This window comes from Methanoregula sp. (genome assembly GCF_035543475.1).
Lineage (GTDB): Archaea > Halobacteriota > Methanomicrobia > Methanomicrobiales > Methanospirillaceae > Methanoregula.
On the sequence record NZ_DATKKA010000011.1, the window covers coordinates 23,505 to 49,202 of the forward strand.

At 57.4% G+C, this 25,698-nt stretch carries 29 protein-coding genes; 18 read left to right on the forward strand and 11 right to left on the reverse strand.

Annotation, left to right across the window (positions count from 1 at the left end; genetic code table 11):
- Positions 1-154: 154 nt before the first annotated feature.
- Together VMS83_RS04680 and VMS83_RS04685 are read left to right on the forward strand one after the other, a co-directional pair.
- Positions 155-1,711 carry a class I adenylate-forming enzyme family protein gene (locus VMS83_RS04680; RefSeq protein ID WP_325410351.1) on the forward strand — a complete coding sequence of 519 codons (1,557 nt, stop codon included), beginning with the start codon at positions 155-157 and terminating at the stop codon, positions 1,709-1,711.
- Positions 1,712-1,817: 106 nt separating this feature from the next.
- Positions 1,818-2,438, forward strand: coding sequence for an RAD55 family ATPase (locus VMS83_RS04685; protein ID WP_325410353.1), 621 nt, complete (start codon positions 1,818-1,820; stop codon positions 2,436-2,438).
- Between the two features lie 548 nt (positions 2,439-2,986).
- Here the strand turns inward: VMS83_RS04685 and VMS83_RS04690 are convergent.
- Positions 2,987-3,889: a methionine synthase gene (locus tag VMS83_RS04690; RefSeq protein ID WP_325410355.1), complete on the reverse strand. Its 903-nt coding sequence runs from the start codon at positions 3,887-3,889 to the stop codon at positions 2,987-2,989.
- The gene (gene aspS, locus VMS83_RS04695) at positions 3,886-5,178 is read right to left on the reverse strand and encodes an aspartate--tRNA(Asn) ligase (protein WP_325410357.1); all 1,293 of its coding nucleotides are present in this window, start codon (positions 5,176-5,178) and stop codon (positions 3,886-3,888) included. Before aspS ends, VMS83_RS04690 begins: the two co-directional genes overlap by 4 nt.
- Before the next feature lie 179 nt (positions 5,179-5,357).
- Between aspS and VMS83_RS04700 the strand changes: the two genes are divergently transcribed.
- Positions 5,358-5,867, forward strand: coding sequence for a hypothetical protein (locus VMS83_RS04700; RefSeq protein ID WP_325410359.1), 510 nt, complete (start codon positions 5,358-5,360; stop codon positions 5,865-5,867).
- Between the two features lie 157 nt (positions 5,868-6,024).
- On the forward strand, positions 6,025-7,377 hold the full coding sequence (gene ftsA / locus VMS83_RS04705) for a coenzyme F390 synthetase (protein ID WP_325410361.1): 1,353 nt from the start codon (positions 6,025-6,027) through the stop codon (positions 7,375-7,377).
- A 53-nt stretch (positions 7,378-7,430) separates the two neighbouring features.
- Here the strand turns inward: ftsA and VMS83_RS04710 are convergent, their stop codons facing one another.
- From VMS83_RS04710 to VMS83_RS04720, 3 genes are all read right to left on the reverse strand, one after another.
- Complete coding sequence (locus VMS83_RS04710) at positions 7,431-8,510, reverse strand: cobalamin B12-binding domain-containing protein (RefSeq protein WP_325410363.1); 1,080 nt, start codon at positions 8,508-8,510, stop codon at positions 7,431-7,433.
- Positions 8,511-8,592: 82 nt separating this feature from the next.
- On the reverse strand, positions 8,593-9,507 hold the full coding sequence (locus tag VMS83_RS04715; RefSeq protein ID WP_325410365.1) for a polyphosphate kinase 2 family protein: 915 nt from the start codon (positions 9,505-9,507) through the stop codon (positions 8,593-8,595).
- 83 nt (positions 9,508-9,590) lie between these two features.
- Positions 9,591-10,184 (reverse strand): hypothetical protein, encoded by a 594-nt coding sequence (locus VMS83_RS04720; protein ID WP_325410367.1) that lies wholly within the window; start codon positions 10,182-10,184, stop codon positions 9,591-9,593.
- A gap of 115 nt (positions 10,185-10,299) precedes the next feature.
- Between VMS83_RS04720 and ruvC the strand changes: the two genes are divergently transcribed.
- The 3 genes from ruvC to ruvB are packed head-to-tail and all read left to right on the forward strand — an operon-like array spanning position 10,300 to position 12,408.
- Positions 10,300-10,794 (forward strand): crossover junction endodeoxyribonuclease RuvC, encoded by a 495-nt coding sequence (ruvC, locus tag VMS83_RS04725; protein ID WP_325410369.1) that lies wholly within the window; start codon positions 10,300-10,302, stop codon positions 10,792-10,794.
- A gap of 4 nt (positions 10,795-10,798) precedes the next feature.
- A complete protein-coding gene (gene ruvA / locus VMS83_RS04730) occupies positions 10,799-11,404 on the forward strand; it encodes a Holliday junction branch migration protein RuvA (protein WP_325410371.1) in 606 nt (201 codons plus the stop codon).
- Positions 11,401-12,408, forward strand: coding sequence for a Holliday junction branch migration DNA helicase RuvB (gene ruvB / locus VMS83_RS04735; protein WP_325410373.1), 1,008 nt, complete (start codon positions 11,401-11,403; stop codon positions 12,406-12,408). Before ruvA ends, ruvB begins: the two co-directional genes overlap by 4 nt.
- Positions 12,409-12,498: 90 nt before the next feature.
- Here the strand turns inward: ruvB and VMS83_RS04740 are convergent, their stop codons facing one another.
- The 5 genes from VMS83_RS04740 to cofD form a co-directional block, all read right to left on the reverse strand.
- Positions 12,499-13,149 (reverse strand): TMEM175 family protein, encoded by a 651-nt coding sequence (locus VMS83_RS04740; RefSeq protein WP_325410375.1) that lies wholly within the window; start codon positions 13,147-13,149, stop codon positions 12,499-12,501.
- A gap of 88 nt (positions 13,150-13,237) precedes the next feature.
- Positions 13,238-13,609 (reverse strand): cupin domain-containing protein, encoded by a 372-nt coding sequence (locus VMS83_RS04745; RefSeq protein WP_325410377.1) that lies wholly within the window; start codon positions 13,607-13,609, stop codon positions 13,238-13,240.
- Between the two features lie 159 nt (positions 13,610-13,768).
- The gene (locus tag VMS83_RS04750) at positions 13,769-14,956 is read right to left on the reverse strand and encodes a HEAT repeat domain-containing protein (protein WP_325410379.1); all 1,188 of its coding nucleotides are present in this window, start codon (positions 14,954-14,956) and stop codon (positions 13,769-13,771) included.
- A gap of 155 nt (positions 14,957-15,111) precedes the next feature.
- Positions 15,112-16,035, reverse strand: coding sequence for a PEGA domain-containing protein (locus tag VMS83_RS04755; protein ID WP_325410381.1), 924 nt, complete (start codon positions 16,033-16,035; stop codon positions 15,112-15,114).
- A 114-nt stretch (positions 16,036-16,149) separates the two neighbouring features.
- Positions 16,150-17,052 carry a 2-phospho-L-lactate transferase gene (gene cofD, locus VMS83_RS04760; protein WP_325410383.1) on the reverse strand — a complete coding sequence of 301 codons (903 nt, stop codon included), beginning with the start codon at positions 17,050-17,052 and terminating at the stop codon, positions 16,150-16,152.
- Positions 17,053-17,093: 41 nt separating this feature from the next.
- Here cofD and VMS83_RS04765 point away from each other — a divergent pair, with 41 nt between their 5' ends.
- The 6 genes from VMS83_RS04765 to VMS83_RS04790 all read left to right on the forward strand — a co-directional run bounded on the left by VMS83_RS04765 (position 17,094) and on the right by VMS83_RS04790 (position 22,371).
- A complete protein-coding gene (locus VMS83_RS04765; RefSeq protein WP_325410385.1) occupies positions 17,094-18,299 on the forward strand; it encodes an HD domain-containing protein in 1,206 nt (401 codons plus the stop codon).
- Positions 18,300-18,367: 68 nt separating this feature from the next.
- Positions 18,368-18,856 carry a hypothetical protein gene (locus VMS83_RS04770; RefSeq protein ID WP_325410387.1) on the forward strand — a complete coding sequence of 163 codons (489 nt, stop codon included), beginning with the start codon at positions 18,368-18,370 and terminating at the stop codon, positions 18,854-18,856.
- A gap of 14 nt (positions 18,857-18,870) precedes the next feature.
- Entirely contained in the window at positions 18,871-19,323 is a 453-nt protein-coding gene (locus VMS83_RS04775; protein ID WP_325410389.1) for a hypothetical protein, read from the forward strand.
- Positions 19,324-19,413: 90 nt separating this feature from the next.
- The gene (locus VMS83_RS04780) at positions 19,414-19,968 is read left to right on the forward strand and encodes a UbiX family flavin prenyltransferase (RefSeq protein WP_325410670.1); all 555 of its coding nucleotides are present in this window, start codon (positions 19,414-19,416) and stop codon (positions 19,966-19,968) included.
- Positions 19,961-21,202 (forward strand): UbiD family decarboxylase, encoded by a 1,242-nt coding sequence (locus tag VMS83_RS04785; RefSeq protein ID WP_325410672.1) that lies wholly within the window; start codon positions 19,961-19,963, stop codon positions 21,200-21,202. The genes VMS83_RS04780 and VMS83_RS04785 overlap by 8 nt, the downstream gene beginning before the upstream one ends.
- 5 nt (positions 21,203-21,207) lie before the next feature.
- On the forward strand, positions 21,208-22,371 hold the full coding sequence (locus VMS83_RS04790) for an aconitase X catalytic domain-containing protein (RefSeq protein WP_325410674.1): 1,164 nt from the start codon (positions 21,208-21,210) through the stop codon (positions 22,369-22,371).
- Between the two features lie 89 nt (positions 22,372-22,460).
- On the opposite strand, the gene VMS83_RS04795 is transcribed toward VMS83_RS04790, so the two are convergent.
- Positions 22,461-22,790 (reverse strand): hypothetical protein, encoded by a 330-nt coding sequence (locus VMS83_RS04795; protein WP_325410391.1) that lies wholly within the window; start codon positions 22,788-22,790, stop codon positions 22,461-22,463.
- A gap of 161 nt (positions 22,791-22,951) precedes the next feature.
- On the opposite strand from VMS83_RS04795, the gene VMS83_RS04800 reads away from it, so the two are divergent.
- From VMS83_RS04800 to VMS83_RS04820, 5 genes are all read left to right on the forward strand, one after another.
- Complete coding sequence (locus VMS83_RS04800) at positions 22,952-23,296, forward strand: hypothetical protein (RefSeq protein ID WP_325410393.1); 345 nt, start codon at positions 22,952-22,954, stop codon at positions 23,294-23,296.
- A 97-nt stretch (positions 23,297-23,393) separates the two neighbouring features.
- On the forward strand, positions 23,394-23,612 hold the full coding sequence (locus tag VMS83_RS04805; RefSeq protein ID WP_325410395.1) for an ATPase: 219 nt from the start codon (positions 23,394-23,396) through the stop codon (positions 23,610-23,612).
- A gap of 78 nt (positions 23,613-23,690) precedes the next feature.
- Entirely contained in the window at positions 23,691-24,329 is a 639-nt protein-coding gene (locus VMS83_RS04810) for a V-type ATP synthase subunit E (RefSeq protein ID WP_325410397.1), read from the forward strand.
- A gap of 5 nt (positions 24,330-24,334) precedes the next feature.
- Positions 24,335-25,384 (forward strand): V-type ATPase subunit, encoded by a 1,050-nt coding sequence (locus tag VMS83_RS04815; RefSeq protein WP_325410399.1) that lies wholly within the window; start codon positions 24,335-24,337, stop codon positions 25,382-25,384.
- Positions 25,377-25,697, forward strand: a complete 321-nt coding sequence (locus VMS83_RS04820) for a V-type ATP synthase subunit F (RefSeq protein WP_325410401.1) — start codon at positions 25,377-25,379, stop codon at positions 25,695-25,697. Before VMS83_RS04815 ends, VMS83_RS04820 begins: the two co-directional genes overlap by 8 nt.
- Position 25,698 lies beyond the last annotated feature (1 nt).

Sequence of the window (25,698 nt, forward strand, 5' to 3'; positions counted from 1 at the left end):
GCACGCATCCCGTACGATTACATTCGGTGCACAGTATTACAAAATTTGTGGTCGGCAGCCCTCTTTTTTGGCCCCCTCTCTCCCCCTGAGGAAGATAAAATGAACACCTAAATACCTCAAAGTCTCACGCGTATCATCAGATCTCTCCACGGTCATGTCCAATGTTACCACGCTCCTTGAGGCAAGAAGTGTCCCCGAAGCCAAAGCGGCACTTGTCTGTCCTTCGCGGAACAGGACCTACAGCTACCGGGAACTCCGCGACGAGATGAACCGTATCGGGGCCGGCCTTGCCGGTCTTGGCATCAGGAAAGGCGACCGGGTCTGTATCTATCTGGACAGCTCCCCGGAATATCTGATCAGCTACTTTGCCATCTGGCGGATCGGCGCAGTTGCCGTCCCGACAAACATCGTGTACCAGGCAGACGAACTGCTCCATGTGGTCAGCGATGCCGGGGCCCGGGCGATCATTACGGATACGCAGGGCGTCAGGGTTGTTGCCGAAGTCCGGAAGAATACCCCGTCCCTCGCGTATGTCATCTGCGTTACCGAACCGGACCAGGAGCCCGGAGGGTCCGGTTTTGTTGTCTGGTCATCGTTCCCCCCGACCCCGGCATCCCTGCGGGCTGAAAATTGCGGAATGGACGATCTCTGCCATATCCAGTACACGGCCGGTACCACCGGGAAACCCAAGGGGGCAATGCTCACCCATGGCAACTGGATGACCGCGCTCGATGCAGAGCGTGAAGCGCTCCGGCTCCGGCCGGACGATGTCTACCTCGGGATCTATCCGATGGGGCATGTTGGGTTGTCCTGGGGGCTTGCGGTCCTGCGGGCGGGTGGGACATTTGTAATGATGGAGCGCTTCAACCCCACGGACTATCTTACACTCGCCGAGCGGTACAAGGTGACGGTCCTTGCCGGTATGCCCCCGGTCATCCACACGCTTGTCCACGGCGAGCCGGGGACCGGGGAGGCACTCTCCACCGCCCGGGTCATTATATCCGGCGGGGGGCAGTTGCTCCCGTCGGTATGGGAGGCATTCGACCGGCGTTTCCACATCCCGGTTGCAAATTCCTACGGGCTCTCCGAGACGATCGTGATCGGTTCGGGGACCACCACTCTGCCTGAATACCCCGCCCTCACCCGGAACTACCAGAGCGTTGGCGTTGCGGTCGGGTACACGGAGGTCAGGATCGTGGACGCAGATGATCCGGGAAAAGAACTTGCCGCCGGTCAGACCGGGGAGATCGCCCTGCGCGGACCCTCCGTGGCACGGGGATACTGGAACCTGCCCGAAGCGACCGCGGCCGTCTTTCAGGCAGACGGCTGGTTCCTGACCGGGGACATCGGGTATCTCGATGCAGAGGGGATCCTCTACATCACCGACCGGAAAAAGGACATGATTATCATGTCGGGCTGGAAGATCTACCCGACCGAGGTCGAGAACGTTATTGTCCAGCATCCTGCCGTTGCGGATGTAGCTGTTTTCGGGATCCCTGATGAGCGCCGGGGCGAATCCCCGGTGGCTGCGGTGGTCCTGAAAGCCGGGGCAGTGCTCACGGAGCAGGAGCTCGAATCGTTCTGTCGCACGCACCTTGCCGGGTACAAGATTCCCCGGAAACTCCTGATCGTGGACGATCTTCCGCGGGTTCATGGCTGGAAACTCCTGCGCCGGACCCTGCGGGAAAAGTTTGGTAAAACCATCGTATAGTCCAGGAATCAGACCAGGAATAGCGAAAATCGCATCGGGAATGTCCCTTCACATTACGGAAACTTTTTAAATAAATGATGAAAAATAATAGCCGGAGCATCCCGACGTGGACACAAAAAGCCAGATCGTTGATATCCCCATAGCCGGCAAACCGAAGAAGCGGTCGACCGGCATTGTGGGTCTCAACCTTCTTCTTGACGGGGGATTTCCCGGAGGGTCGGTCATCATGGTGTACGGGACGCCGCTGTCCGGTGTTGATCTGGCGGCGATGCAGTTCTGGAAGGTAGAAGGTGAAGAAGGGACCTACCTGATGAATGACGGGGATGTGGAGACGGGCATGCAGGATGTGTCCGAGCTCCACCCCGATATGTACCTTCCCCTGATGATTGGTGGCAGGATCGTTGTTGACTCCCTGTCCATGATTATTATCAAATACGGGATCGATGCGGCGCTCAAGTTCCTCCGGCATGCACGCGAGATGATGCGGGATCGCGGCGCAAACCTGATGTTTATCGTGTATACCAATGTCCATACTCCGGTTGAGATGACCAGGATTATGCGTGCGGCAGATATTGTCCTTGAGCTCAAGACCGAGATCCACCAGAGCGAGATCGAACGGACGCTTGCGGTGCACAAGATCCGTGATTCCGCCGCTCCCCAGCGTCTCCTTCCCTTTATCATTACGGATCGCGGGATCGAAGCCTCGACTACGTCAAGAGTCGTGTAGGGCCCGGAAATTTTTTTTAAAAGACTGTTCTTCTGGACCGGAGGGTCGGGCGCCTCCAAAGGAGGTGCGATACCCACTCGTTTTCATGATCTCCGGGTCTTTAAGAAAACAGAAAGTGCCGGGCCGCCCATTTCCGGCTGTACACTTTTACACCCTGTGACCCCCGTATCCCTGTCTTACATCGCAATCCTGTTTTCCCGTTCCCTTTCATCTCTTAAAATCTTCCTACTGTCATATCAAAATCCGGGTAAAAGGGAAGGTCCCTTATGGGGGTCACACGATCCATTTTTGTAAAACGGGCCGGAGGATCATTATTTTATCCCCCATTTTTCTGACGATATGATCCCGGTCTGGCGAAAGTACCGGAAACATTTTTGGTATGCGTGACCCCCACCATCTCGCAGTCAGGACAAAACCTAGAGTACCGGCCACTCCCCGCCCTTTTGTGCGATCTTAAAAAAAACCGGCCGGACTTATCGAGGGTAAAACGGTCTCCCCGGCCCTGTGCTTATGCCGGGGCCCTGTTTTCCTAAAAAATGGTCCGGCCCTTACAGCGCGAGCCGCACTTCCCGGGCCGCTTCTGCCATATTCTTGAGTTTCCAGAACGCGGATTCCCGGGAGCGCATCCGCAGGCCGCAATCGGGATCCACGAGCATGGATTTTGCCCCGAAGATCTCGACGCCTTTCTCGATCCGCTTTTTGATCTCTGCGACTGTTTCCACCGCTTCCGAGGTGGAATCAACGCAGCCGTACCCGATCATCCGGCCCGCGAGGTCCCGGGAGCCAAAGAGGGCGAGGTTTGCCGGGTTCTTGGAGAACTCGAAGTCCAGTACCTGCACGTTGATCCTGAGGACATCGTCGATAACGTTTTCGAGCCCACCGCAGACGTGCATGCAGGTCGGGATTTTTATTGCGCCCGTGATCAGTTCAACCGCCTGTTTTCCTACGGCAAGATCGGCAACCCCGGTCGAGAAGATCGGTTCGTCAATCTGGATGAGCGTAGCGCCGGCTGCTTCAAGGTACCGGGCCTCTGCGGCAAGGGCCGCGGCAAGGTCAAGCGCCAGCTCCTCCTTGTTCCGGTACATCGGCGTGCTGATGTGCAGGCCGTGGGCGAGCGTTGACGGGCCGGTGATAATACCTTTCACGTACGGCGATTTTGTCCGGGCGTACTTCGTATCGGCAGCCGTGATGGCCCCCGACGCCGGCTGGATCTTTCCCACCACGTCCTGCCCCTTGATCCCGGGCAGTTTGCCGGAGAATGCCTGGATCATATCGCCCCGGACCTGCCCGTCCGAGATGATATCGATACCGGCGCTGACCTGGTCGGCAACCGCCGTCTCGACAGCGGATTTGAACGGATCAAAAAGAGTCCTGAGGCCGGAGCCCTTCACCACGGGGTAGCTTCCGACCACGGTTGTCGCTAACACCTTGTTGACGAAATACGCTTTCATGGCACAAGCCGGTGCATGTCACGCGGGAAGAGGACGGCTTCACGGACGTTCTGGAGCCCCAGCATCGTCATGACCAGCCGTTCTGCGCCGAGGCCCCATCCCGCGTGGGGCGGCATCCCGTACCGGAACGGGCGCAGGTAGAACTCGAAGCTCTCGGGGCTCAGCCCCTTCTTTCTGATCTGCTGGACGAGGAGGTCGTACTGGTGGACGCGCTGTGCCCCGCTGGAGAGCTCCATTCTCGGGTGCATGAGGTCGAAGGCCTTGCAGATGGACGGGTCGTCCTCGTACGGCATCGCGTAGTAGGGCCGGATCTCGGTGGGCCAGTCGACAATGAAGTAGTGGCCGCCCATCTCGTCACCGATTGCATGCTCCGCTGCGGCAGAGATGTCGTCCCCGTACTGGATCGGCTCACTGCAGGTCTTCTGGGCGATCGCGATCGCCTCGCTGTACGGCAGGCGGGTGAAGGGGGCCCTGGGCACGGCAAAGTCCGTACAGTCAAGGTTTGCCAGCTGGTCGCTGCAGGAGCGGTTCACGTACTCGTAGACCTTCACGATCAGGTCCTCGAGGATCTTCATGACCACGTGGTGATCGGCATACGAGACCTCGATATCGATACTGGTGGCCTCGTTGAGGTGCTTGGTGGTGTTGTGCTCCTCGGCCCGGAAGATCGGCCCGATCTCGTACACCTTCTCAAAGCCGCCTGCCATCATCATCTGCTTGTAGAGCTGCGGGCTCTGGTTGAGGAAGGCCTCCTTATCGAAGTAGGCGATGGGGAAGAGCTCGGTTCCCCCCTCGGTTGCCGCGGCAACGATCTTCGGGGTGGTGATGCTCAAAAAGCCTTCCTTGTGGAAGAAATTGTTGGCTGCGTGCAATGCGGCACTGCGGATCTGGAAGACCGCGGAGACCCGGGGGCGGCGCACATCGAGGAACCGTGCGTCGAGCCGGGTATCGAGCTCTGCCCCTACCTTTTCCGAAACATCGAGCGGAAGGGGGGTCTCGGCAAGGCTGATGATCTCAAACGACTCGGGCACCAGTTCCCTTCCTCCGGGCGCTTTCTCCATGGCCTTGACCGGCCCGGCAACCCGGACCACGGATTCACGGGACACTTTCTTTGCAGCGGCAAGCACTGCATCAGATGCTTTCTTTTTCGGGATGGTCACCTGGATGATCCCGGTCCGGTCGCGGATCAAAAAGAACGCCAGGCCCCCGAGATCCCTGACCTCGTGGACCCATCCGCAGACCTCGGCATGGCCGGTCTCTGGAGTGACTGATTGTATGGGAATATGCATCAAAATCCTAGTACAATGGTACGGGGAGGGTAATGGATTTTATGGGCTGGCCAGAGATCCGGGGACAGATCCGTCCGCAGGAACCGGGGTACAGCAAACCAGAAGAATAGTATTCTCAGGCTACGGGAAGAATCGTTCCACCTTTCATGTTTATCGCCCGTCCCGGAGCATAAGATACTATGACCGATCTCTCTCCCCACGCATCCGGCCGCAGCAAGGGTGGCGCACACCACAGGACAAAGCTCCTGCTCGGCATTGGTGCCGGCCTCGTCATCGTTATTGCCATTGCAGCAGTCCTCACCTACACCATGACGGTTACGACCGGTACTGCGGGGGTCTCGCTCCCGTACCAGACGCATTATGCGGTCTCCCTCCCGGACGGGAACGCGGTTACGATCGGCAGCATCCGGATTGCCGTGATGACCTATAACGGTTCGGTGATTACCGATGCGGATGGCAACCGCGAGCAGCTGGCCATCGGCCAGACCCGTATCATCAGCCCGCGGCATGCCACCATTTCGATCTTCGGGATCCCGATCTTTAATGCTGATTTCCAGATTACCCTACAGTACCTGGGTTCATCCGGTTCCCGGGACAACTTCAACCTGACCGTGGCAACCTCCCAGAAGATCCCCTCGTTCCTGCTCGACCGGCTGGTGCCCTCATCGGTAAAAGCGATATCGTTCTGAACGTAGGGAACTGGGGCCAACCCCTTTTCCCCCAAGGGCATGAGTGCTCCCATAACCTCTTTTTCCTGCGTCACGCGCCACCGTAATCGTCCCGTCCTACGGTGAGATGGAACAATAACCTATAAGCCTCCTCTTTTCACATTCTCTCTTATTCACCATGCCCGGGTACCAGAATGCGGCGATAGAAACAATGGACAGGGGCAGCCTCGACAGCCTGATCGATGAACGCGTACGGTACACCGTGACGTATGCAAACGAGCATTCGCCATTCTACCGGCACTGGTTCCGGGAGAACGGGATCGATCCGGCCGAAATCCGGATCCATGAGGATCTCCTCCACCTCCCCGTCATCTCCGGGCGGACCATCCGTGAACACCAGCCTCCCGTAACAAAGGACTTCGGTTTTCTCTCGGCGAAATGGGGTGATGTCTTCACCATTCAGGAGACCAGCGGGACAAGTGGCACTCCCAAAAGTTTTTTTCTCACCTGGGATGACTGGCGGCGCTATGCAGAGAAATATGCCCGCAGTTTTGTCTCGCAGGGATTTTTACCGGAAGATCGCGTGGTCGTCTGCGCCTCATATGGGATGAACGTTGGGGCCAATACCATGACCCTTGCGGCCCGGCGCATCGGGATGACCATCATCCCGTTCGGGAAATGCAGTTTTACCTCAAGAGTGATTACCTCGTACCGGCCGACATCGATCGTGGGCAGCGTCTTCAAACTTCTCCGCCTCGCCCGTCATCTGGAATCGGAAGGTATCGACCCCCGGGAGACCTCGATCCTCCGCCTAATCGCCGGGGGAGAGAGCTTTGCTGACGAATCGCGGGCCTATCTTGCCGGGGTCTGGGGATGCCCGGTGTACAACACCTACGGGAGCACGGAAGGGACCATGTGCGGGGAGTGCACGGCCGTTTCCGGGCTCCATGTCCCGGAGGATCTCGTCCACCTCGACATGTACGACCCGCAGATGAAGGATTTTATCTCAGACGGCAGCACCGGGCGGGCAGTCCTTACCACCCTGCTCCCGGAAGGGGCAAAGGCCGGGATGCTCCTTCTCAATTACGACACCGAGGATATAACCACGGTCCTGTCCCGTTCTCCCTGTGCGTGCGGCAGGACGCACATGCGCATAAAAAACCCTCAGCGGGAAGCAGAAACGGTGTGGATCTTCGAAACCCCGGTAAACCGGGTAGATATCGAGGCGGGAGTCTTCCAGGATGGGAACATGGCGTATCTTACCGGTGAATATGAGGCCTTTGTCACGGGTGGGGAGGCAACCGGGCGGGTTACCGTAAGGATCGCATTGGAATGTGCCGATCCTGAAGCGGTGGATCGCCGGCTGGTTGAAGAACAGTTCATTACATCCTTTGCCAAACGGAAACGCAGCCTTGGCCCGCGGATCAGTGACCAGACCTTGGCCCTCGAGTTCTCCTATGTCCGGCCGGGCGGGCTTGAGCTGCACACAGCAAAAGGGCGGCCAAGAAGATTGACCGATCGCCGTGAATAATAGCGGGATACAGTTCCCTGTCACACAGAAAGGAGGAATGTGGCGACCAGTTTCTATCCCATCAACCGGTGTGCAGTCCCTACTGCGTCGACCGCATCTTTTGCATACGCGTCCGCCCCGATCTGTTTCCAGAGAGGGGGATCCACCGCAAACGGATGCCCACCGACAAGGATCTTTATCTTTTTAGTCCCGGCATCCGCGTGCAGGGAGCGGATCAGGTAATGGAGCGTTGGGAGAAATGGCGGCATACTACAGGAAATAACAATCAGATCGACATTCCGCTCGCGGGCCGCCCGCAGCAGGCTCAGTGCCGGGGTGTTGGGACCGATGTAATACGTGCTCCACCCGTCCATTTCGAAAAAGTCCGCGATCATCCGGATCCCTATCTCATGGAGATCGCCCTCGACCGCTGCCACAAGAACGGTCTTCCCCTCCGGCGATCCGCGAACCCCGCCAGGGATATACCGGTCGTGGAGGCGTGTCATCTCCGCCCCGATCGATGCCGTGATGTAGTGCTCTTCTGCAACACTCAGTTTCTGGATCTCCCAGAGACGTCCTGTTTCCTGGAGCACCGGGACAAAAATGCGAAGGTAGAGGTCCCGGAGCGGGACGCCGGAATCTGCAGCGGCGGTAAGGATCTCTCCTGCTTTGTTCCGGTCGGTCCTGATCAGTGCTTCAAGATACGCATGGGCCGTACCCGAGAGCGGATCGCTGTCGTCAATGCCGGAGGGAGGTTCGGGAGAGATCTTCCGTGCCGCCACAATGCCCGTTCCCAGGATCTTTTCTGCGCGCTCCCGGAGATCCCCGTCCAGCTGGTCTCGGATCACCTCGCGCAGTATGCGGAGACCATCAGGGATATACGGTGGGGGAAGGTGACGGAACGCAAAAAAAGTGCTGGCATGGTGGACATAATCGAGAAACAGGGCCGGTCGGCCGGTGGCAAGCGACTCCTGCAGGGCCCCGACATGATCTTCCATATCCGCGGCCGCCCTCGAGAGCTGGTATGCGCTTGATTCCTTAAACAGCGCCGGGTATTCGTGTTTGAACCGGTCGAATGCCACCGCTGCAAGGCCAGCCTTGTCGAGCTTTACCGGTCGATATGTCCCCTCTAGGGAAGATTTTTGTCGTACCATGCCCCCGCACCTGATCTAAACTCCTTGCGGGAACGATATTATCTTTGTTATACCAAGACCGGGCAGGAAAGGATCTTCCTCGTTACTCCTGCTCTAAATCCTTCTTTGCCTTGCTCAGCTCCTGGAGTCTCTCGTCCGAAAAGGCCGGATAGGAGAGATGGAGTCCCTCTATGGCCGAGGTGATCACCTCGGCGACCGCGGTACGGGCCACCCACTTATGATCCGCGGGCACGATGAACCACGGGGCATAGGTGGTCGAGGTTGCGGCAAGCATCTCCTCGTACGCCACCTGGTACTGGTCCCAGTACTGCCGCTCTGCAATATCGGTAAAGGAAAATTTCCAGTATTTTTCTGTATGACTGAGCCGGTCCAGCAGCCGGCGCTTCTGCTCGTCCCGGGAAAGGTGGAGGAAGAACTTCAGAATGACCGTGCCATTACGGACCAGGTGCTTTTCAAAGGCATTGATGTCCTTAAACCGTCCCTCCCAGAAACCATCTGCGCCCGACCCGATTGCCGGAGGGAGTTCCTCCATGCGATCGGGATGTACCCGGACTACCAGCACATCCTCGTAGTAGGAGCGGTTGAAGATGCCGATCATTCCTCTCTCGGGGAGTACCCGTTCGTATCTCCAGAGAAAATCGTGCGCATGCTCTTCATCGCCGGGCACCTTGAACGAATGGACCGAACAGCCCTGCGGGTTCACCCCGGACATCACGTGCCGGATCGTGCCGTCTTTTCCCGAGGTATCCATGCCCTGGAGCACGATCAGGATACTGTACTGCCGGGATGCGGCAAGAAGCTCCTGCGCTTTCGCAAGCTCCATCCGGTTTTTTTCGAGGAGAGTTCTGAGCTGGTCCCGTATCTCATCCTCGTTCTCGATTTTCAGCTCTTCACGGGGTACCCAGGCCGTATCATAATTTTTCAGCCGGACCTTCTTTTTCGGCTCTGCGACAAACTGCCTGAGATACTTCCTAACCTGGGGGCCATTGACGTCCATATTCTCTCCGTTTCAGTTTGCCTTCGTTGCCCGGGATCGCAGCTGGATCCACCGGGCCCAGGAAAAATATCGGGAATTACCGGTCAAAACCAGTAATTCTTCACAAAAACCTTGGATTTTGCGACGCTTGGGGTAAACCGGTGCAGCACCAGCGGTACGATGATGACAATGATGATCGCGTTTCCTATCAGCCAGGGCAGGAATACTCCCATCACGTTCCCCCACCCGGTGACACCTCCCATTGCGAGCGAGAGCGAACCCCACGCCGCGGCGATAACATTGTTGAGGATCGCCCCGAAGAGGATGAGGTGGAACAGGTCGCGGCGGGACTCGATGCCCACGTTCACGTCAAAGATACGGAACGCTGCAAGGGGGACGAGTACCATCCAGAGATCTGCAAGGGAAAAGTAGATCGCAACGGTCGTTGGCATTCCCGAGAAGAGCCCGGCACCTAAGAACCCTCCGATGTATGCAGCGATCGCCCCGTACATCCCATACCAGAGAGTAAAGATCAGCATGAATGCAGCGGCGATATAGATCGTCGCGACACCGGTGGGAAGGGTGGGACTGAGGAAGTGCGAGAGCAGCAGGGAGAACCATGCCAGCAGGGTGTCGATGAGGATCAGCCCGATCAGAAGGATGAGGAACGAATAGGTTGGAGGTCTGGCAATCTTCATAAATAACCTCTATATCTCCATATTATCCTGCCCCTACATAGAATTTATCCTCCTTTTTCCGGCGGTACAGTTTTATGAACAGAGGCTTTTTTCTTGCTGCCGGTCGTACCTCTACGTGCTTTGGGTGATCCGTGAGTCCATGATAGTGATTGGCATTGATCCCGGGCTTGCGCGACTCGGTTATGGAGTGCTCCGGGGAGACCGGGGCAGCGTGGTGCCGGTCTGTTACGGCTGTCTGGAGACCCGGGCACGGACCCGATCAGGAGAACGCCTGCTTGAGATCTATACCGGTCTCGCCTCGCTGTTTGATCGCTACCCCCCTGATGGTATTGCCGTGGAGAAACTCTTCTTCTCCAAAAATGTCACCTCTGCAATGGGGGTAAGCGAGGTCCGTGGAATCGTTTTGCTCGCGGCCGAGCAGCGGGGGATCCCGGTCTTCGAGTATACCCCAAACCAGGTGAAGCAGGCCGTTACCGGGTCAGGAAGGGCGGATAAGGTCCAGGTGCAGCAGATGATCACGCGCCTCCTCCGGCTCTCTGAGGTGCCCCAGCCTGATGATGCCGCAGATGCCCTTTCGATTGCCTTATGTCATATCCACGTCATGAGATAGTACAATGATCGCGTCGCTGGAGGGAAAGCCGGTTGCCACCGGTGACCGATGGGTGGTGCTGGAGGTCAACGGCATCGGCTACCGGGTCTACGTGCCGGAACCTGAAATCCGGGAGATCGCTGGCGCAGACACCGTGGTGAAACTCCATACCCACATGGCCGTCCGCGAGGATGCGATCACCCTGTATGGCTTTATGCACGAGAGCGAACTTGAACTCTTTACGGTTCTCATCAGCGTTTCGGGCATCGGACCGCAGATAGCACTCAATATCCTCTCGCAGATCTCCCTTGAGGATTTCGTCCTCGCTATCCTTTCCGGTGACGAGAAGAGCCTTACCCGTATCTCCGGGATCGGGCAGAAAAGTGCCCAGCGCCTGATCCTCGAACTCCGGGACAAGATGAAGAAGGTGCAGGGCGCCATGACGCCGACCCTGCCCGGGAAACAGGATACATCACTCCGCGATGCAGCCAGTGCTCTTGTCTCGCTCGGGTTTGCCGAGTCCGCATCTTACGAAGCGGTCAAAGCCGCAGCCCGGGGGCTGTCATCTCCGTCGGTCCAGGAGATTATCAAGGCAGCGCTCCGGTACCTCAAGGAGGCTGAGCGGCGGTGAGTGAACGGGTGATCTCCCCGGAACCTGCTGGAGACGATACTGAGGAGATTACGCTGCGGCCGGCAACGCTCGATGCCTTCATCGGGCAGGAACCGGTAAAGAATGCGCTCCGGATCGCCATTGCGGCAGCGCAGCAACGGGGCGAACCGATCGATCATATTCTCTTTGCCGGGCCCCCGGGCCTGGGGAAGACCACCCTTGCCCATATCATAGCACGGGAGATGGGTGCTGCGATCCGGACAACCACCGGCCCGGTGCTGGAAAAGCCCGGGGATATTGCCGCACTTGTCACGGCACTCCAGAACGGCGATGTCCTCTTCATTGACGAGATCCACCGCATGAACCCGGTGGTCGAGGAGATCCTGTATCCTGCAATGGAGGACTTCTTCATCGATGTCATGATCGGTGAGGGGCCCAGTGCCCGCTCCATCAAGCTGACGCTCGAACACTTTACCCTGATCGGGGCCACGACCCGGCAGGGTCTCCTCTCCTCGCCGTTCCGGGACCGGTTCGGGATCATTGTGCGCCTGGACCTGTATTCCACGGAGGATCTTGTGGAGATTGTAAAACGGAGTGCAGCGATCCTGAAGATCCCCATTACCGATGACGGCGCCATGGTGATTGCAGCCCGGAGCCGGGGAACGCCGAGAATCGCAAACCGGCTCCTGCGCCGGGTACGGGATTACGCGGTGGTGAAAGGCGACGGGACAATCACCGCTGACATCGCCGGGGACGGCCTTGCCCTGCTCCGGATCGATACGCTGGGCCTTGACGATATCGATCGTCGCATCATCTCCATTATCGCCGGTGATTTCAGCGGTGGCCCGGTGGGTGTCAAGACCATTGCCATCTCTGTCGGGGAAGAGGTCCGGACGATCGAAGAGGTGTATGAACCGTACCTCATCCAGATCGGGTTCGTGAAACGTACTTCACAGGGCAGGGAGACCACCCCTGCCGCCCTCGCGCACCTTAACCTGAATCACTCGCAGAAAACCCTGTTCTGAACCAATGCTTCGGTTTCGGCTGTTGTGCCTTATCCCCGGATTCCCGGAGAAAAAAAGCGGGTTTTCGTATACGCGCCGGATTTATCCCTGTTACGCTCTTGTGTGAGCCCGCCGGGAGTGGACATACCACATCACGACTCTCATCAGGAGAGGGAAGATCAGGTACGTGTACATGGAGGAGAACGGCTCGCTGGAGATGACAAGTGCCATCCCGACGAGTGCCGCAAGAATGATGGGGACCCGGTCCATCACTGCATCCAGGATCCGGTCGGGATGGATTGGCCCGGTTAGGAGTGCGGGGCGCCGGATAATGTACTGCCAGTGGACCAGGAAGAGAGAGCTGAGGATCAGCATGTTTGCATGGAAGATGAGGGGTGCAATCGGGACATGCGGATACGCCCCGGAGAGATTGGTGGAGAACGGGACCAGTACAACGAAAATCAGGATCAGGATATTGAGCCAGAGAACGATCTTATTGACCGATCGGATAAAATGGAAATGTTCGTGGTGGACAATCCAGAGACTGGCCAGGATAAAAAAGGCGATCAGGAAGCTGAGGAACTGCGGAAACATGGACGAGATGTACACGGGCAATTCGGTTGCGGCTTCTGCCTTGGGGATGGAGGGGATGCCCAGGCCCACCACGAGCAGGGTCATGGCAAAGGCGAAGACTCCGTCGACCAGTGCCTCAAGCCGGTTCTTGGATATGAGCGTATCGCCCAGTCCCTCTTCTGCGTCCATAGGTATCTTCCACACTAGTGTGGATTTTTTCCTTTTTTACGTATTCCCTTTTGTTATTGTCCATGATCGTTTGTGTTTTCGTGAAATATTACCGGATCACCACTTCATCAGCTGCCTGCCATTTTGGTGAGACTACACAGAGAAAGACCAGGTCGCTGTCACCTGTGTTTTGGATATACTGGACCGCGCCGGGCGGGATAAGAACGATCTCCCCGGGCCGGACCGGTGAGGCATCCTCCCCGATATGCATAACGCCGGATCCTGCGAGGATATAGTAGATTTCGGTGCTTTTGTTCAGCCTGTGGGGCAGGGTCGAACGTCCCGCGGAAACGACGGCATGGGCTATACTGCATCTGAGATCTTTTGCCCCGGGTGTCGTATCAGGATGGAGGAGCTCGCAGAGAAGGGACCGGTCAACGACTTCGTTATGGGGGCATTTCGCACTGTCGCGTATGAGCATGAACGGTTTATATGCAGAGGCGCCGCTTAATTTGCTTTGGTCTCCTGACAAAGAACCGCAGGGATCCGGATGTATCCGGTGCCTTGTTTCCATAAGCGATAGAATGTCCCTCGGGAGGGAATGAATATATTTCAGGTTCTGAAAAAAGGAGAATACTGATTATTGAATCGATCTTTTCTTGATCATTTCCAGCGCTTCGAAGGCTTCGCGTCTCACGGAAACGTTCTCGTCGGATAAGAGGCCGGTGAGATGGTCCGCTGCCTTCTGGTCGCCAATCTCTCCAAGCAGAAGTGCCGCCCGTTTGCGCACATCGCTCTGGTCGTCCTTGAGAACCATGATCAGGGGTGTTGTGGCCGGCTGGCCGAGCATCCAGAGCGCCTCCATAGCGCCGGTGCGGGTACGTACGTCGCCTTCACGGAAGACCTGCATCAGCGGGGCAATGGCGGGTACGCCCAGTGCTGCAAGTGCCTTGACAACATCTATCCTGACTACCCGGTCTCCATCGGAAAGCGCTTCGATGAGTACAGGGATTGCCTTGGTGTTCCCGATCTGGCCAAGCACCGATGCTGCCTCTTTCCGGATCCCCGGGTTCTGGCTGGCCATCGCAGCGATCAATGGCTCGACCGAACGTTCTCCGACGGTGACCAGTGCAAGAGCCGCACGGCGGGACACATCCTCGTTCTTGTCGACCATTGCCTGGATGAGGGGTGCAATTGAAGCCTCGCCCAGCGAGCAGAGCGTCGCCATCGCGGCCATCCGCACATGTTCCAGGGGATCGTTGAGACTTTCGATAAGGGGTGCCACTGCGCGCTCGTCGCCGATTCTGCCGAGGGCTACTGCGGCCTCATGGCGGACCCATGGATCTGCATCCTTGAGGGCCTCAACGATGTTAGGCACCGCCCGGCCCTCTCCCATGATCCCGATGGCCTGAACGGCGCCGCGGCGGATAAACGGATGGTTGTGCTTGAGGGCGTGGATCAGAGGGCTGACCGCCGGCTCCCCGATCAGCTGGAGCGCCCTGATGGTCTCCTGCCGGACATCCTCACCCGGCTCTGCAAGCGCCCCGATAAGGGGTACAACCGCCGGTGCCCCGATCTTTCCCAGCGTATCGGCAGAACCCCTTCGGATAATCCAGAACTCGTCGCGGAGACCACTGATGAGCGGCTCAATGAAAGGCTCTCCCAGATCCCCAACCGAACGAACAGCGTTCCAGCGGGTGTCGAGATCCCCACTGGTCAGTGCCTTAAGGAAATTTTCATAGCGCTCCTTCTGGGCACGCAGCCGGGCTTCTTCTTCCTCGCGGTTCCCGGACTTGAATATATTCAGAATTTTTTTAATGATCGCCATGGATTTTCTCCCACGGGTTCAGTGTTTGTATAAAATCCCTCAAATAAGTATCGGATGCCTCTATGATGACCAAATAACCGGTCAAATGAAAAAACACCCGTTCTCCTCGGTGGTTTTTAGGAAAAAAATGGGGGGAGAATTGAGGATAAACCGTATCAGCCACTCACCTGGACATTTGTTGATGCCGAGGCGGTGTGCTGTTGATCGTTGACCGTCATCGTATAGGTACCAGCCGGCCGTGAAATATCGAATGTGTACGTATAGGAATAGGTGTTGTCCGGATTCAGTGACAGGGTTGCAATCTGTATCCCGCTGGCAAGCTGTCCCGGGCCATACAGGGTCAAGGTTACACTGCCTGCGCCCGTGGAACACTGGCCGAAGAACGTGACAGTCCCTCCCTGGCTTACTGCGATGGGGGTTGCAATGATGCTGACCGTTCCTCCTCCAACTACGGAGAATGGTGCAGTTGCCGAGACCGTCTTTGTCTTGTCCAAAGCGATCATGGTGTACGAACCGGAGATTATCCGATATCCCGGGTTCCACGTGTAATTCCAGGTATTGATCACGCTGACCGGCACCTGTGCAATTTGTACCCCGTTGGTATACGCGCCCGGGCCGGAGAGGTAAAGAATAACCGTATCGCTCCCCGTGCAGCTACCGGTAAACACCTGAGAGTTGCCGAGGATCATCGTCTTTTGTGCGGCCTGGATGGTAATGGTTGGCAGGGCCCCGCTCGTGGGAGCCTGCGTGGTCGATGCCACCGCTGCCGTTGTGGGTTGCACGGTTTGAGTGGTTATGGGGGTGAGTGCTGCATAATAGGTTGAGGTCCCGGTAGTGACGGTGATATTGGATGTCCAGCTCTGGTATCCCTGATAACGGAATTCTAGGGTATGAGTCCCTGCAGATACGCCGGAAAGAGTACTGGGGGTAGTCCCGTCATACTGGTTGTCGAGATAGATCTGGGCGCCCTCGGGTGAACTTGAAAACTGGAGAGTACCTTTTCCCTGGGTCTGGCTTGTTGTACACCCGGCGATAAGAATGCAGGCAATCAAGGCTGAAATGATAAAAAACCGCTTCATTCCGTCTCCCTTATACAGGAGAGGTTATCATGATACTCAATTAAAATACTTATGGCCTGCGGCGGGGACATTGCGCTGGTGCTTTCTCTCTTTAAAAAAATGCGCACAGAGGGCTCAGGCCCTCTTTGCGAGGGCAAGAACCTGTTCGGCAAATTCAATACTTTTTTCCTCCCCGGGCATCAGCGTATCCAGCCGGATTGCATCTTTTACTTCGACTGGATCGCGGATATCGTGGATAAAAAGATCGATGAGATCTTTATAGCATGCAGCAGTCCCCGCCGATGTGGGCTCGAAACCGGAGGCCTCCATGAGGGCCGCCGCCGGGCCGCTCACCGGGGTATTTCCGATGAACGGGCTTACGGCGATCACATATTTTTCCGCCATAACCTCTTTGATTCCCCCGCATTCAAGAATCGGCGTGATGCTCGTGATCGGGTTTGAAGGCCCGATAACCACCACATCGCTTGCTTCGATGGCCTGGATGACCTCCTCCGGGCTTTCCGGGGGTGTCTTGGAGCAGCGCACCACATCCTCGATCTGGATCTGTCCTCGGGACCGGATCCAGTATTCCTGGTAATGGATCAGGCCCAGTTCCGTCTTCACCCGTGTCGTGACTTCGGTATCCGACATCGGGAGCACGTTCTCGCGGACGCCAAAGCGCTCGCAGAGCGTCCGGGTGACGTTTGTCAGTCGGATCCCTTCCCGGAGCATGTTCCCCCGCGCGATGTGCACCGCCCGGTCACGATCCCCGATCGCGATGTATTCCCCGAGACCCATATGGAGGATCTCCTCGTGGGTGGTGAACGTGTCGTTTCGGATTCCCCACCAGGTGTCCGTATTGAGCACCCCGGCAAAGAGGTACATAACGGTATCGACATCCGGTGACATGTGGTTACCGGAGATCCAGATGTCTTCTGCTGTGTTGACCACGACCGAGATCTCATGACGGTCCATCACCTTCTGCATCCCGCGAAGCAGCTTGGGGGTGCCGGTCCCCCCGGAAAGGAACGTAATCATTACTCAATACTTTTATGCGATGTATATGAAGATTCTTTAGCGTGAGTCCCAAGATCATCAAGGATCCTGTTCATGGCTATGTGGAGGTGGATGAGGCACTCCAGCCGCTCCTGGACGCCCCTGCCATCCAGCGCCTTCGCTATGTCCGTCAGCTCGGCTTCTCGTACCTTGTGTACCCGGGGGCCAACCATACGCGGTTCGAACACTCGGTGGGGACGATGCACCTGGCGGGTGTAGCCTGCCGGCAGTTTGGTTTCACCGATGAGGATCGCCGGCTGGTGATGGCTGCCGCCCTTCTCCACGATGTGGGTCACGGCCCCTTCTCCCATGCAAGCGAACCTCTTATGGAGTCGCGGCTCGGCAGGACCCATGATGAGATCTCCGGGATCGTAGAACCTCAGTTCGGGCCCCTTCTGGCCCCGATGGGAATAGAACCGGCGGAGGTCTGTGCTGTAGTAAAGGGCAGCCACCGCCTTTCCGGGATCATTCACGGGGATCTTGACGTGGACCGGATGGACTACCTGCTCCGGGATGCGTATTACACCGGCGCACCCTATGGGACCGTGGATGCCCATCGGCTCATCCGGAACCTTCACCTTGCCCCGGAAGGGATCGTACTCGATGAGAACGGTATCAATGCGGCCGAGTCCCTCCTGATCGCACGGACGCTGATGCGTCCGACTGTCTATTTTCACCATGTCAGCAGGATTGGCGAGTGCATGTTTCAGCTGGCTGTTCTCGATCATATGGAGACCGGCCCTGACGGCGGGTTTGCGCGGATCTGCACTCTCGATGACGGGGATTGCATGCATGCACTCAAAAACTCAGCCAGTTCCCTTTCGCGGGAGATGGCCGCACGGCTCTATGAACGACGGCTCTATAAAAGGGCCGTGTATGCCGGGCAGGATCAGGTTAATGCCGCGGTATTCCAGGCCGGCTGGACGGTTGAACGGGCGCGGCAGATAGCCGGAGAGATAGCTGAAACGGCCGGGTGCCGGCCCAGTGACGTACTGGTGGATATCCCCCCGGTCCCCGGGGAGATGTCGCTTGATGTCCAGGTGAAAAACCGGCATGCGGTTGTAGGTTTTGCCGAGATCTCTCCGCGCCTGCAGACGCTCAACCAGACCCGGCGTGAGCAGTGGCGCCTTGGAGTGTATACCCTCCCCGGGTATCGTGACAGGGTTGCCGATGCCGCAGTGGAGATCCTGCACATAAAAAAGCCAACCCGGCAGGATACACTCTTCTGAGAAGATGCCTCCGTGGAGATAAAGAATAAGAAACTCTAATATTTGCCCATTCCAACACTATCCCACAGATGAACCGTTGCCTTATTTCCTGTACTCTTCTGGTCGTCGTAGCTCTCCTCGGTGCAGGATGCGTGGGTACTGGCACTCAGGCTGGTAACGGGATCAATTCCACACCCTCATTGACTCCCTTGACCCCCGTGTCTCTCATCCCAACCATGGTTGCTACAACCCCGCCCCCCCTCTCTCTGGGTAACCAGTATATCTCCCGCTCCTACTCCTTCTCCGGCATGAACAATACGTATTCAGAGCAGATCAGGATCACGGATCCCTCGTGGGCGATCACCTATAAAATCACCAACCTGAGCGACACCCCGCAGGACTGCCGGTTTGCAATTAAGGTAACTAATCTTGATACGCTGACATCCCGGACCCTTACGTGGACATATCTTAATGACACATACCAGCAATATCCCATGTATACGCCGGGACTCTACCAGTTTGCCATGACGGGGACGCTCGTCAAGGTAGACCTGACGGTGGCACAGCGGCTTCCCTAAGGCGGGCGAAAACCATGGCTGATATCACTGGAGATACGCTGATCATAACCTGCGGGGTTATCATCGTTATTGTCGTTCTTGCGATTACCTTCCTGCGGCTCCGCTCCGCAGAGCGCAGGATGCACGAGAGCAGTTACAAGCTCCGGGCCTATACCGATCTGCTCAACGCCGTGACCGAGATCAACCTTGCCGGTGGCGACAGCTACAAAATGGACATCGCGAAAAAGAACTTGGCGCTCACTCTCAACCGGCTCAACCTGATCGCAAGTTCGGGAGTCCTCAAGAGTGTCAACGACCTGCTCGATTTCTTAAACGAGCACAAGGAAAAGGACTTTGACACGCTCCGGCTTCACAACATCCTCAACACCCTCGTCATTGAGGCCCGCCGGGATCTCAATCCGTCCCATGCCCGCCGGGTCGAGGAATCCAAGGTCCGGTACCGCTTCTTTGCCCCGACCCGGAAGTAATACACCGTTTTTCCCGGCTGGTTTTTGCATAAATCCTTTTACCTGCGGGCTCCGACATTGGTACCACAGAAGAGCACGAGTGGGGTTGCCATGAAAAAGGAATACGTCATCGGAGTGACCGGTGCAAGCGGGGCATGTTATGCCCGGCGCCTGCTTGAGGTGCTGTGCCAGGATGCCCGTGTGCACCTGATCATCTCTGAGGTAGCACAGGAGATTGCACGTCACGAGCGGGTTGACTTATCGGGATTTGACGCAATCTATCATGATGTCCATGCGATCAGCGCGGAGATCGCGAGCGGATCGCACCGGCTTGACGGCATGGTCATTATTCCCTGCAGCGCAAAGACGCTCTCTGCGATCGCGAGCGGCTACGCGGACAACCTGATCACCCGGACTGCTGACGTCTGCCTTAAGGAGCGCCGGAAATGTATCCTTGTCACCCGCGAAATGCCACTCTCGCGGATCCATATCTCCAATATGCTCACAGCACACGACGCAGGTGCGACTATCATGCCGGCGAGCCCGGGGTTCTATCATCACCCGGAGAAGATCGACGATCTCGTGGACATGGTGGTAGCCCGGGTGCTCGATCATCTTGGTGTTACCCATACACTCTCGGAACGCTGGAGTGGTTATGATGCGTGAGTTTATCGAAAAGATGCGCAGGGAGGGGCTTGTCGTCGACGTAAAGGACTCATGTTCCCCCGATGATATGAAAGCGGCACAGCAGGCCGCTGCTACGGACAAGCTCCTTTTTTATCACCATATGGGTGGTGCCCGGACTGTCATGAACGTGACCGCGACCCGGCGTACCCTTGCATCTGCCCTTGGACCTAACGAGAAGGAAATGGTAAAAAAGCTTGCGGATGCTGCATTTGACGGGAAGATCGTCCATGACGGGAAACTGGCGATGAAGAAGCCGGATCTCTCGCGCATCCCGGTCATGAAATTTTTCCCCAAAGACGCAGGGAGATACTTTACCGCAGGGATCGTCTTCTCGAAATGGGACGGCGTGGAGAACGCGTCCATCCACCGCATGCTCGTCCTTGACGACCATCGTGTCGCTGCCCGGCTCGTCGAGGGCCGGCATACCCACGTGATGCACAAAAAGGCCCTTGCCTGCGGCGAACGCCTGCCGATAGCGGTCGTGGTCGGTGTCCACCCGGCCGTAACGTTCGCCAGCTGCACGCGGGTCCCGGCCGGGAAAGAACTCGCCTATGCCGCTGAACTGCTGGGCGGGACGATCCATGTGAAGGAGTGCAGCAACGGTGTGCTCGTTCCGGCGGATGCCGAGATTGTCCTTGAAGGATATATCGGCCCCGAGGTCACCGATGAGGGCCCGTTTGTTGATATCACGGGCACGTACGACCCGGTCCGGCGCCAGCCGGTGATCGAGTTCACCGGGATGCATACAAAACCCGATTTCATTTACCACAGCATCCTGCCCGGGGGTGACGAGCATAAGATCCTGATGGGTTGCCCCTATGAGCCCAAGATCTATAAGGCGGTCGCCGGGGTGACGGAGGTCAGGAATGTTGTGCTCACCAAGGGTGGCTGCGGGTACCTCCACGCGGTGATCCAGGTAAAAAAGAGCACGCAGGGTGACGGCAAAAACGCGATCATGGCAGCCTTTGCCGCCCATACCTCACTCAAGCATGTTGTCGTTGTAGACGAAGATATCGATCCCACAGATCCGGGCGAGGTCGAGTACGCGATCGCAACGAGAGTGAGCGGCGACCGGGATGTAATGGTGGTCGCGGGCGTCCGTGGCTCCTCACTTGACCCCTGCCAGAAAGAGGATGGCACCAACGTGAAGATCGGTGTCGATGCCACCATGGTGCTGGGTCACGAAGACGAGTTCCGGCGTGCAACATGGTAGCCGGCATGCACCTTGACCCGGAAGACGAGCGGATCCTTGCCGGAGAGCAGGGAGAGACCCTGCAGAAGATGCTCGAGCTGCTCGTTGCGCTCGGTAAAGTGTTCGGGGCAGAACGGCTCGTCCCGATCAAAAGCGCACAGGTGAGCGGGGCGTCCTACAAGACGATTGGGAAATATGGTCTGGAATGGCTCTCCAGCCTTGATGCAAAGGCCGTGGTCCCGGCCGTGCTCAACCCGATAGGGATGCCCCGGGGGCGGTGGGAGGAGATGGGGATCGATGCGGACTTTGCAGAAAAGCAACTGGCTGTGGTCGCGGCGTACGAGCGCCTGGGGATCCGGCTTGACTGTACCTGCACCCCCTATTACCTGTACGAGACCCTGTGCGGCGATCATCTGGCATGGTCGGAGTCCTCCGCGGTCAGCTATGCAAATTCCGTTATTGGTGCCCGGACCAATCGCGAGGGCGGCCCCAGTGCCCTTGCTGCCGCACTTTTGGGAAAGACCCCCTGTTACGGCCTGCACCTGGACAAGAACCGCGTACCGCAGCTGGTGATCGATATTCATGCCGATACCTCCGCATGGGGCATTGCCGAATATGGAGCCCTTGGTTTTCACGCGGGAAAACTTGTAGGCAACCGGATCCCGTACTTCCGCGGGATCCGGCCGGAGCCCGACCAGCTCAAGGCAATTGGTGCCGCAATGGCAGCAACCGGCGCCGTTGCGCTCTATCATGTCGAGGGTGTAACTCCCGAGGCGCAGAAGAACCGCTACGATCTCTCCGGTCTTGATGTGGTTACGGTTGAACAGACCGAGATCGCCAGAGTGTTCTCGGAGATCCCGGTGGATGCCGTAGCGGTCGGCTGCCCTCACTGCTCCCCCGCAGAACTTGCCGAGATCGCCCGGCTCCTTGCCGGCAAAGTAGTGAAAAAGCCGCTCTATGTCTTTGCGGCACAGGGTGTGATCGACCGGAATGCCCGCGTGGTCGATTCCATAGAAAAGAGCGGAGCCCGGGTCTTTGCCGACACCTGCATGGTGGTCTCACCGGCCATGGAGCAGTACCATTCAATTATGGTCAACTCGGGCAAGGCCTTTGCCTACGTGCCCAACATGTGCGGCGGGAATGCCCGGATCGGGACGATCGCAGACTGTATCCGGGTTGCAACTGAGTAATGCCCCGCATTTTGACCCGGACAGAACGGAATTTTTACTGCATCCAGCTGCCATACCTACCGGTCTCGGGCTGCCGGCAAAAAAGAGGATCAGGAGAGCCCCAGCAGGATCGTTTTTACCGTGTCAACGGATTCAGGTGACGGGTTCCGCCCGGGCCTGACCCCTTCCCCGTTCGAAAGGATCTGCCTGACCTGGCCGGCGGTTATACTGCCAAAGGGGATCTTCTCCCAGCGATCCTGGTCAATCACATTCCAGGTGCACTGCAGCAGGTGCGACAACAGGCGGACATCGTCCTCGGAGAAGGATTTCCATTCTCTTCCTGTTCCCTGCTGCATCAGCTTGATCGCATGTTCTACTCTCTTTTCACGGTGGACGTGATACAGCCGCCTTCCCACCTCGGCCTGGGTTGCTTCCGGCATACGTGTTCCTCCCACCCCATGTGGGGGATGATGAGTGAATCCCGTTATGCACGCATATACTTTATGGTGGCGGCAGGCATCTCTTCCGGCAGGGACCGTGGCCCTCCCGGGAAAGGGAAAGCGTATTAACCGGAACAGAATAATTCCGATACACCACAGGTATGTCCCGTACCAGTAACGAGGAGCTGGGCCGGCGGCGGTTCCAGCTGGGAAAGGCGCATGCGGTTGAAGAGGCCATCGAGAAGATCCGGCGGGGCCCTGCCGTTAACTGGTCAACCCTCTGCGGGGCGGAATGCAGGCAGCTCCGGGATATTCTTGGCGAACTCTGGGTCTGCATCGGGAAGGAGAAATGGGAAGAATACACTTTCTCGACACTCACAGAGCAGGAGATCCGCGATCTCCTCGCCCTTGGTGCCGGAAAGGAGGGGCATGCACTCACCTGTGCAACGGTAGAGAAGATGGATGCAATCCTCTCCCACAGAAAGAGTACCTCACCAGACCCGTGACAGGCATATGGGCTGGTACTGGGGATGTCCCGTGGGTAATGGCTCAATACCTTAATATGTGTGCACTCGTTAGGTTGTATCAGAAGGAGGAATCGATATGGTCGGTTGGGAAGTTCCGATTGGAGCTGCCATCGCATTTGCCGGTGGTGCCATAGGTACCGGATGGGCACAGTCGAGGATTGGTGCAGCAGGGGCGGGGGCGATAGCAGAACGGCCCGAGACAGTAGGATCCATCATCATTCTCGAGGCGATCCCGGAAACGCTGGTCATCCTCGGCTTTGTGGTAGCCGCGATGATTATCCTGATGGTTACCTGAGACGCAGACCGTCCCGACGTGCGCAGTGGACCGGGGTGTATCACCCGGGCACCGCACTGCCCGTAACAGGGATGAAGGATGCGACCGGTGCTGATGCGGGCCGGTGCCGGATCGCCTGAAGTGAGTGACGTTCCCATGGCCTATGAGAACCTTTTGAGATCCGTGGAAGAGAGCGCAGAGGAAAAGGAGCGTGAGCTCCGGGAAAACACGCATAAACAGGTCGAGGTGATCCGGCGGGAGGCAAAAAAACTGGCAGCCGAGCTTGTGGAGCATATCGTGCGGGATGCAGAGAACGCTGCGGAGATCGAGAGAAACAAGCAGCTGTATCTCGCAAACGGCTCCGTCAGGGAGCAGGCACTGAAAAGCCGGGAGGCGGTATTTGCGTCTGCCTTTGAAACGGCTGCACAGCGCCTTGCAGTCCTGCGCCAGAGCGAAACGTACCCGACAGTCTTCCGTAACCTTGTGGAGGAGACGGTTGGCGCTGCCGGGGGAAGTGGATTTGTCATCCATATCGATCCCCGGGACGCGGATCTCTGCACAAAAACGCTCGCGGCGCTGAATATCTCGTGTGAAATCCGCACAGATCTCTCAACCCTGGGTGGTCTTGCCATCAGCTCTCCGGATGGCAGGACTCTCCTCAAAAACACCTTCGAGTCCCGGCTCGAACGGGTGCGCGAGCTCAGGCGGCGGGAGATCCACGCAGTACTTTTCGGGTGACCGCTATGGACTGGGGATACATCAATGCCCGGATGCGGGGGATGAAGAGCCGGCTTCTGGACCACCGCACACTTGATACCCTGATTCTCCAGCCCGATCTCGGCTCCCTGATGAGCGAGCTTGAAAAGACCACCTACCGCGACGATCTTATTGAGGCCAAAGGCAGGTATACCGGTATGCCCTGCATTGAGTATGCCCTCCGGCAGAACTTTGTCCGGACCTTCAGGAAGATCCTCTCGTTTGCGAAAAAAGAGGAAGCAGAGGTCTATATCAGAATCTTTCTCCACCGCTGGGATGTCCAGAATATCAAGACCATCCTGCGCGGGAAGAACATCCATGTGACAAGCGAGGAGATCCTCGGGTGCCTGGTACCTGCGGGAGAGCTCGACGAAACAACGCTCACCGAGCTCGTCCGCCAGCAGGATACCAAAGCAGTCATCGACCTGCTTGCTACATGGCGCCTTCCCTGGGCAAAACCGCTCACCACCGCGTTCCTGGCGTTTGCAAAGAGCGGGGACATCAGCGGTCTCGAGTGTGCTCTTGACCGGTACTACTACGAGGACACCCTCCATTCTGTCCTGGGCCCCGATCCCAACAAGGCGATGATCCGGCAGATCCTCGCCACCGAGATCGATGTCATCAACATCAAGACGGTCCTGCGGATGATCCGGGACCACATCGATCCCGCTGAAGGGGATCGGTTTCTTATCGAAGGCGGGCTGGAATTCGATCTCAAAACGCTGCGCCGGCTGCTTGCCCTCCCCACGATCGGCGATGCACTTAACGGGATGGCCACCCCGCGGTACAGGTTCCTCTCCTCTATCCCTGAATCTGTAATAACTGCCCAGAAGATCTCGGTTATCGAGAAGGATCTGGAACGTTACCTGATAAGCCGGGGCACCCGGTTCTTCTCCGGCGATCCGCTCTCTGTCTCCTCCCTTATCGGGTACTTCTGGGCAAAGTACAACGAGATCACCAATATCCGGATCATCGCACGATGCAAGACCGCAGATTTTCCGGTCGAGCATCTCCGGGAGGAGCTGGTGTATGTATAGATTCGTGATCGTAACTGACAGCGACCGGGCGTCGGGCTTCCGGCTGGCCGGGGCCGAGGTGTATGAAGTACGGGATGCAGAGGAGGCAAAGACCTCTATTCCTCCCCTCCTCCACAAAGACGATATCGGGATCGTAGCAGTGAACGAGGAGTACATGCTCATGCTGGATGAGAAACTCATGGACCGGATCGAAAAGATGCACCGCCCGCTCATCATCCCGATCCCGGCAAAGAAGAAGGAACTGGACCGGCGCACCTACATCGAACGGCTGCTCCGCAAGGCAATCGGGTACAACATCGTGTTGAAGAGGTGAT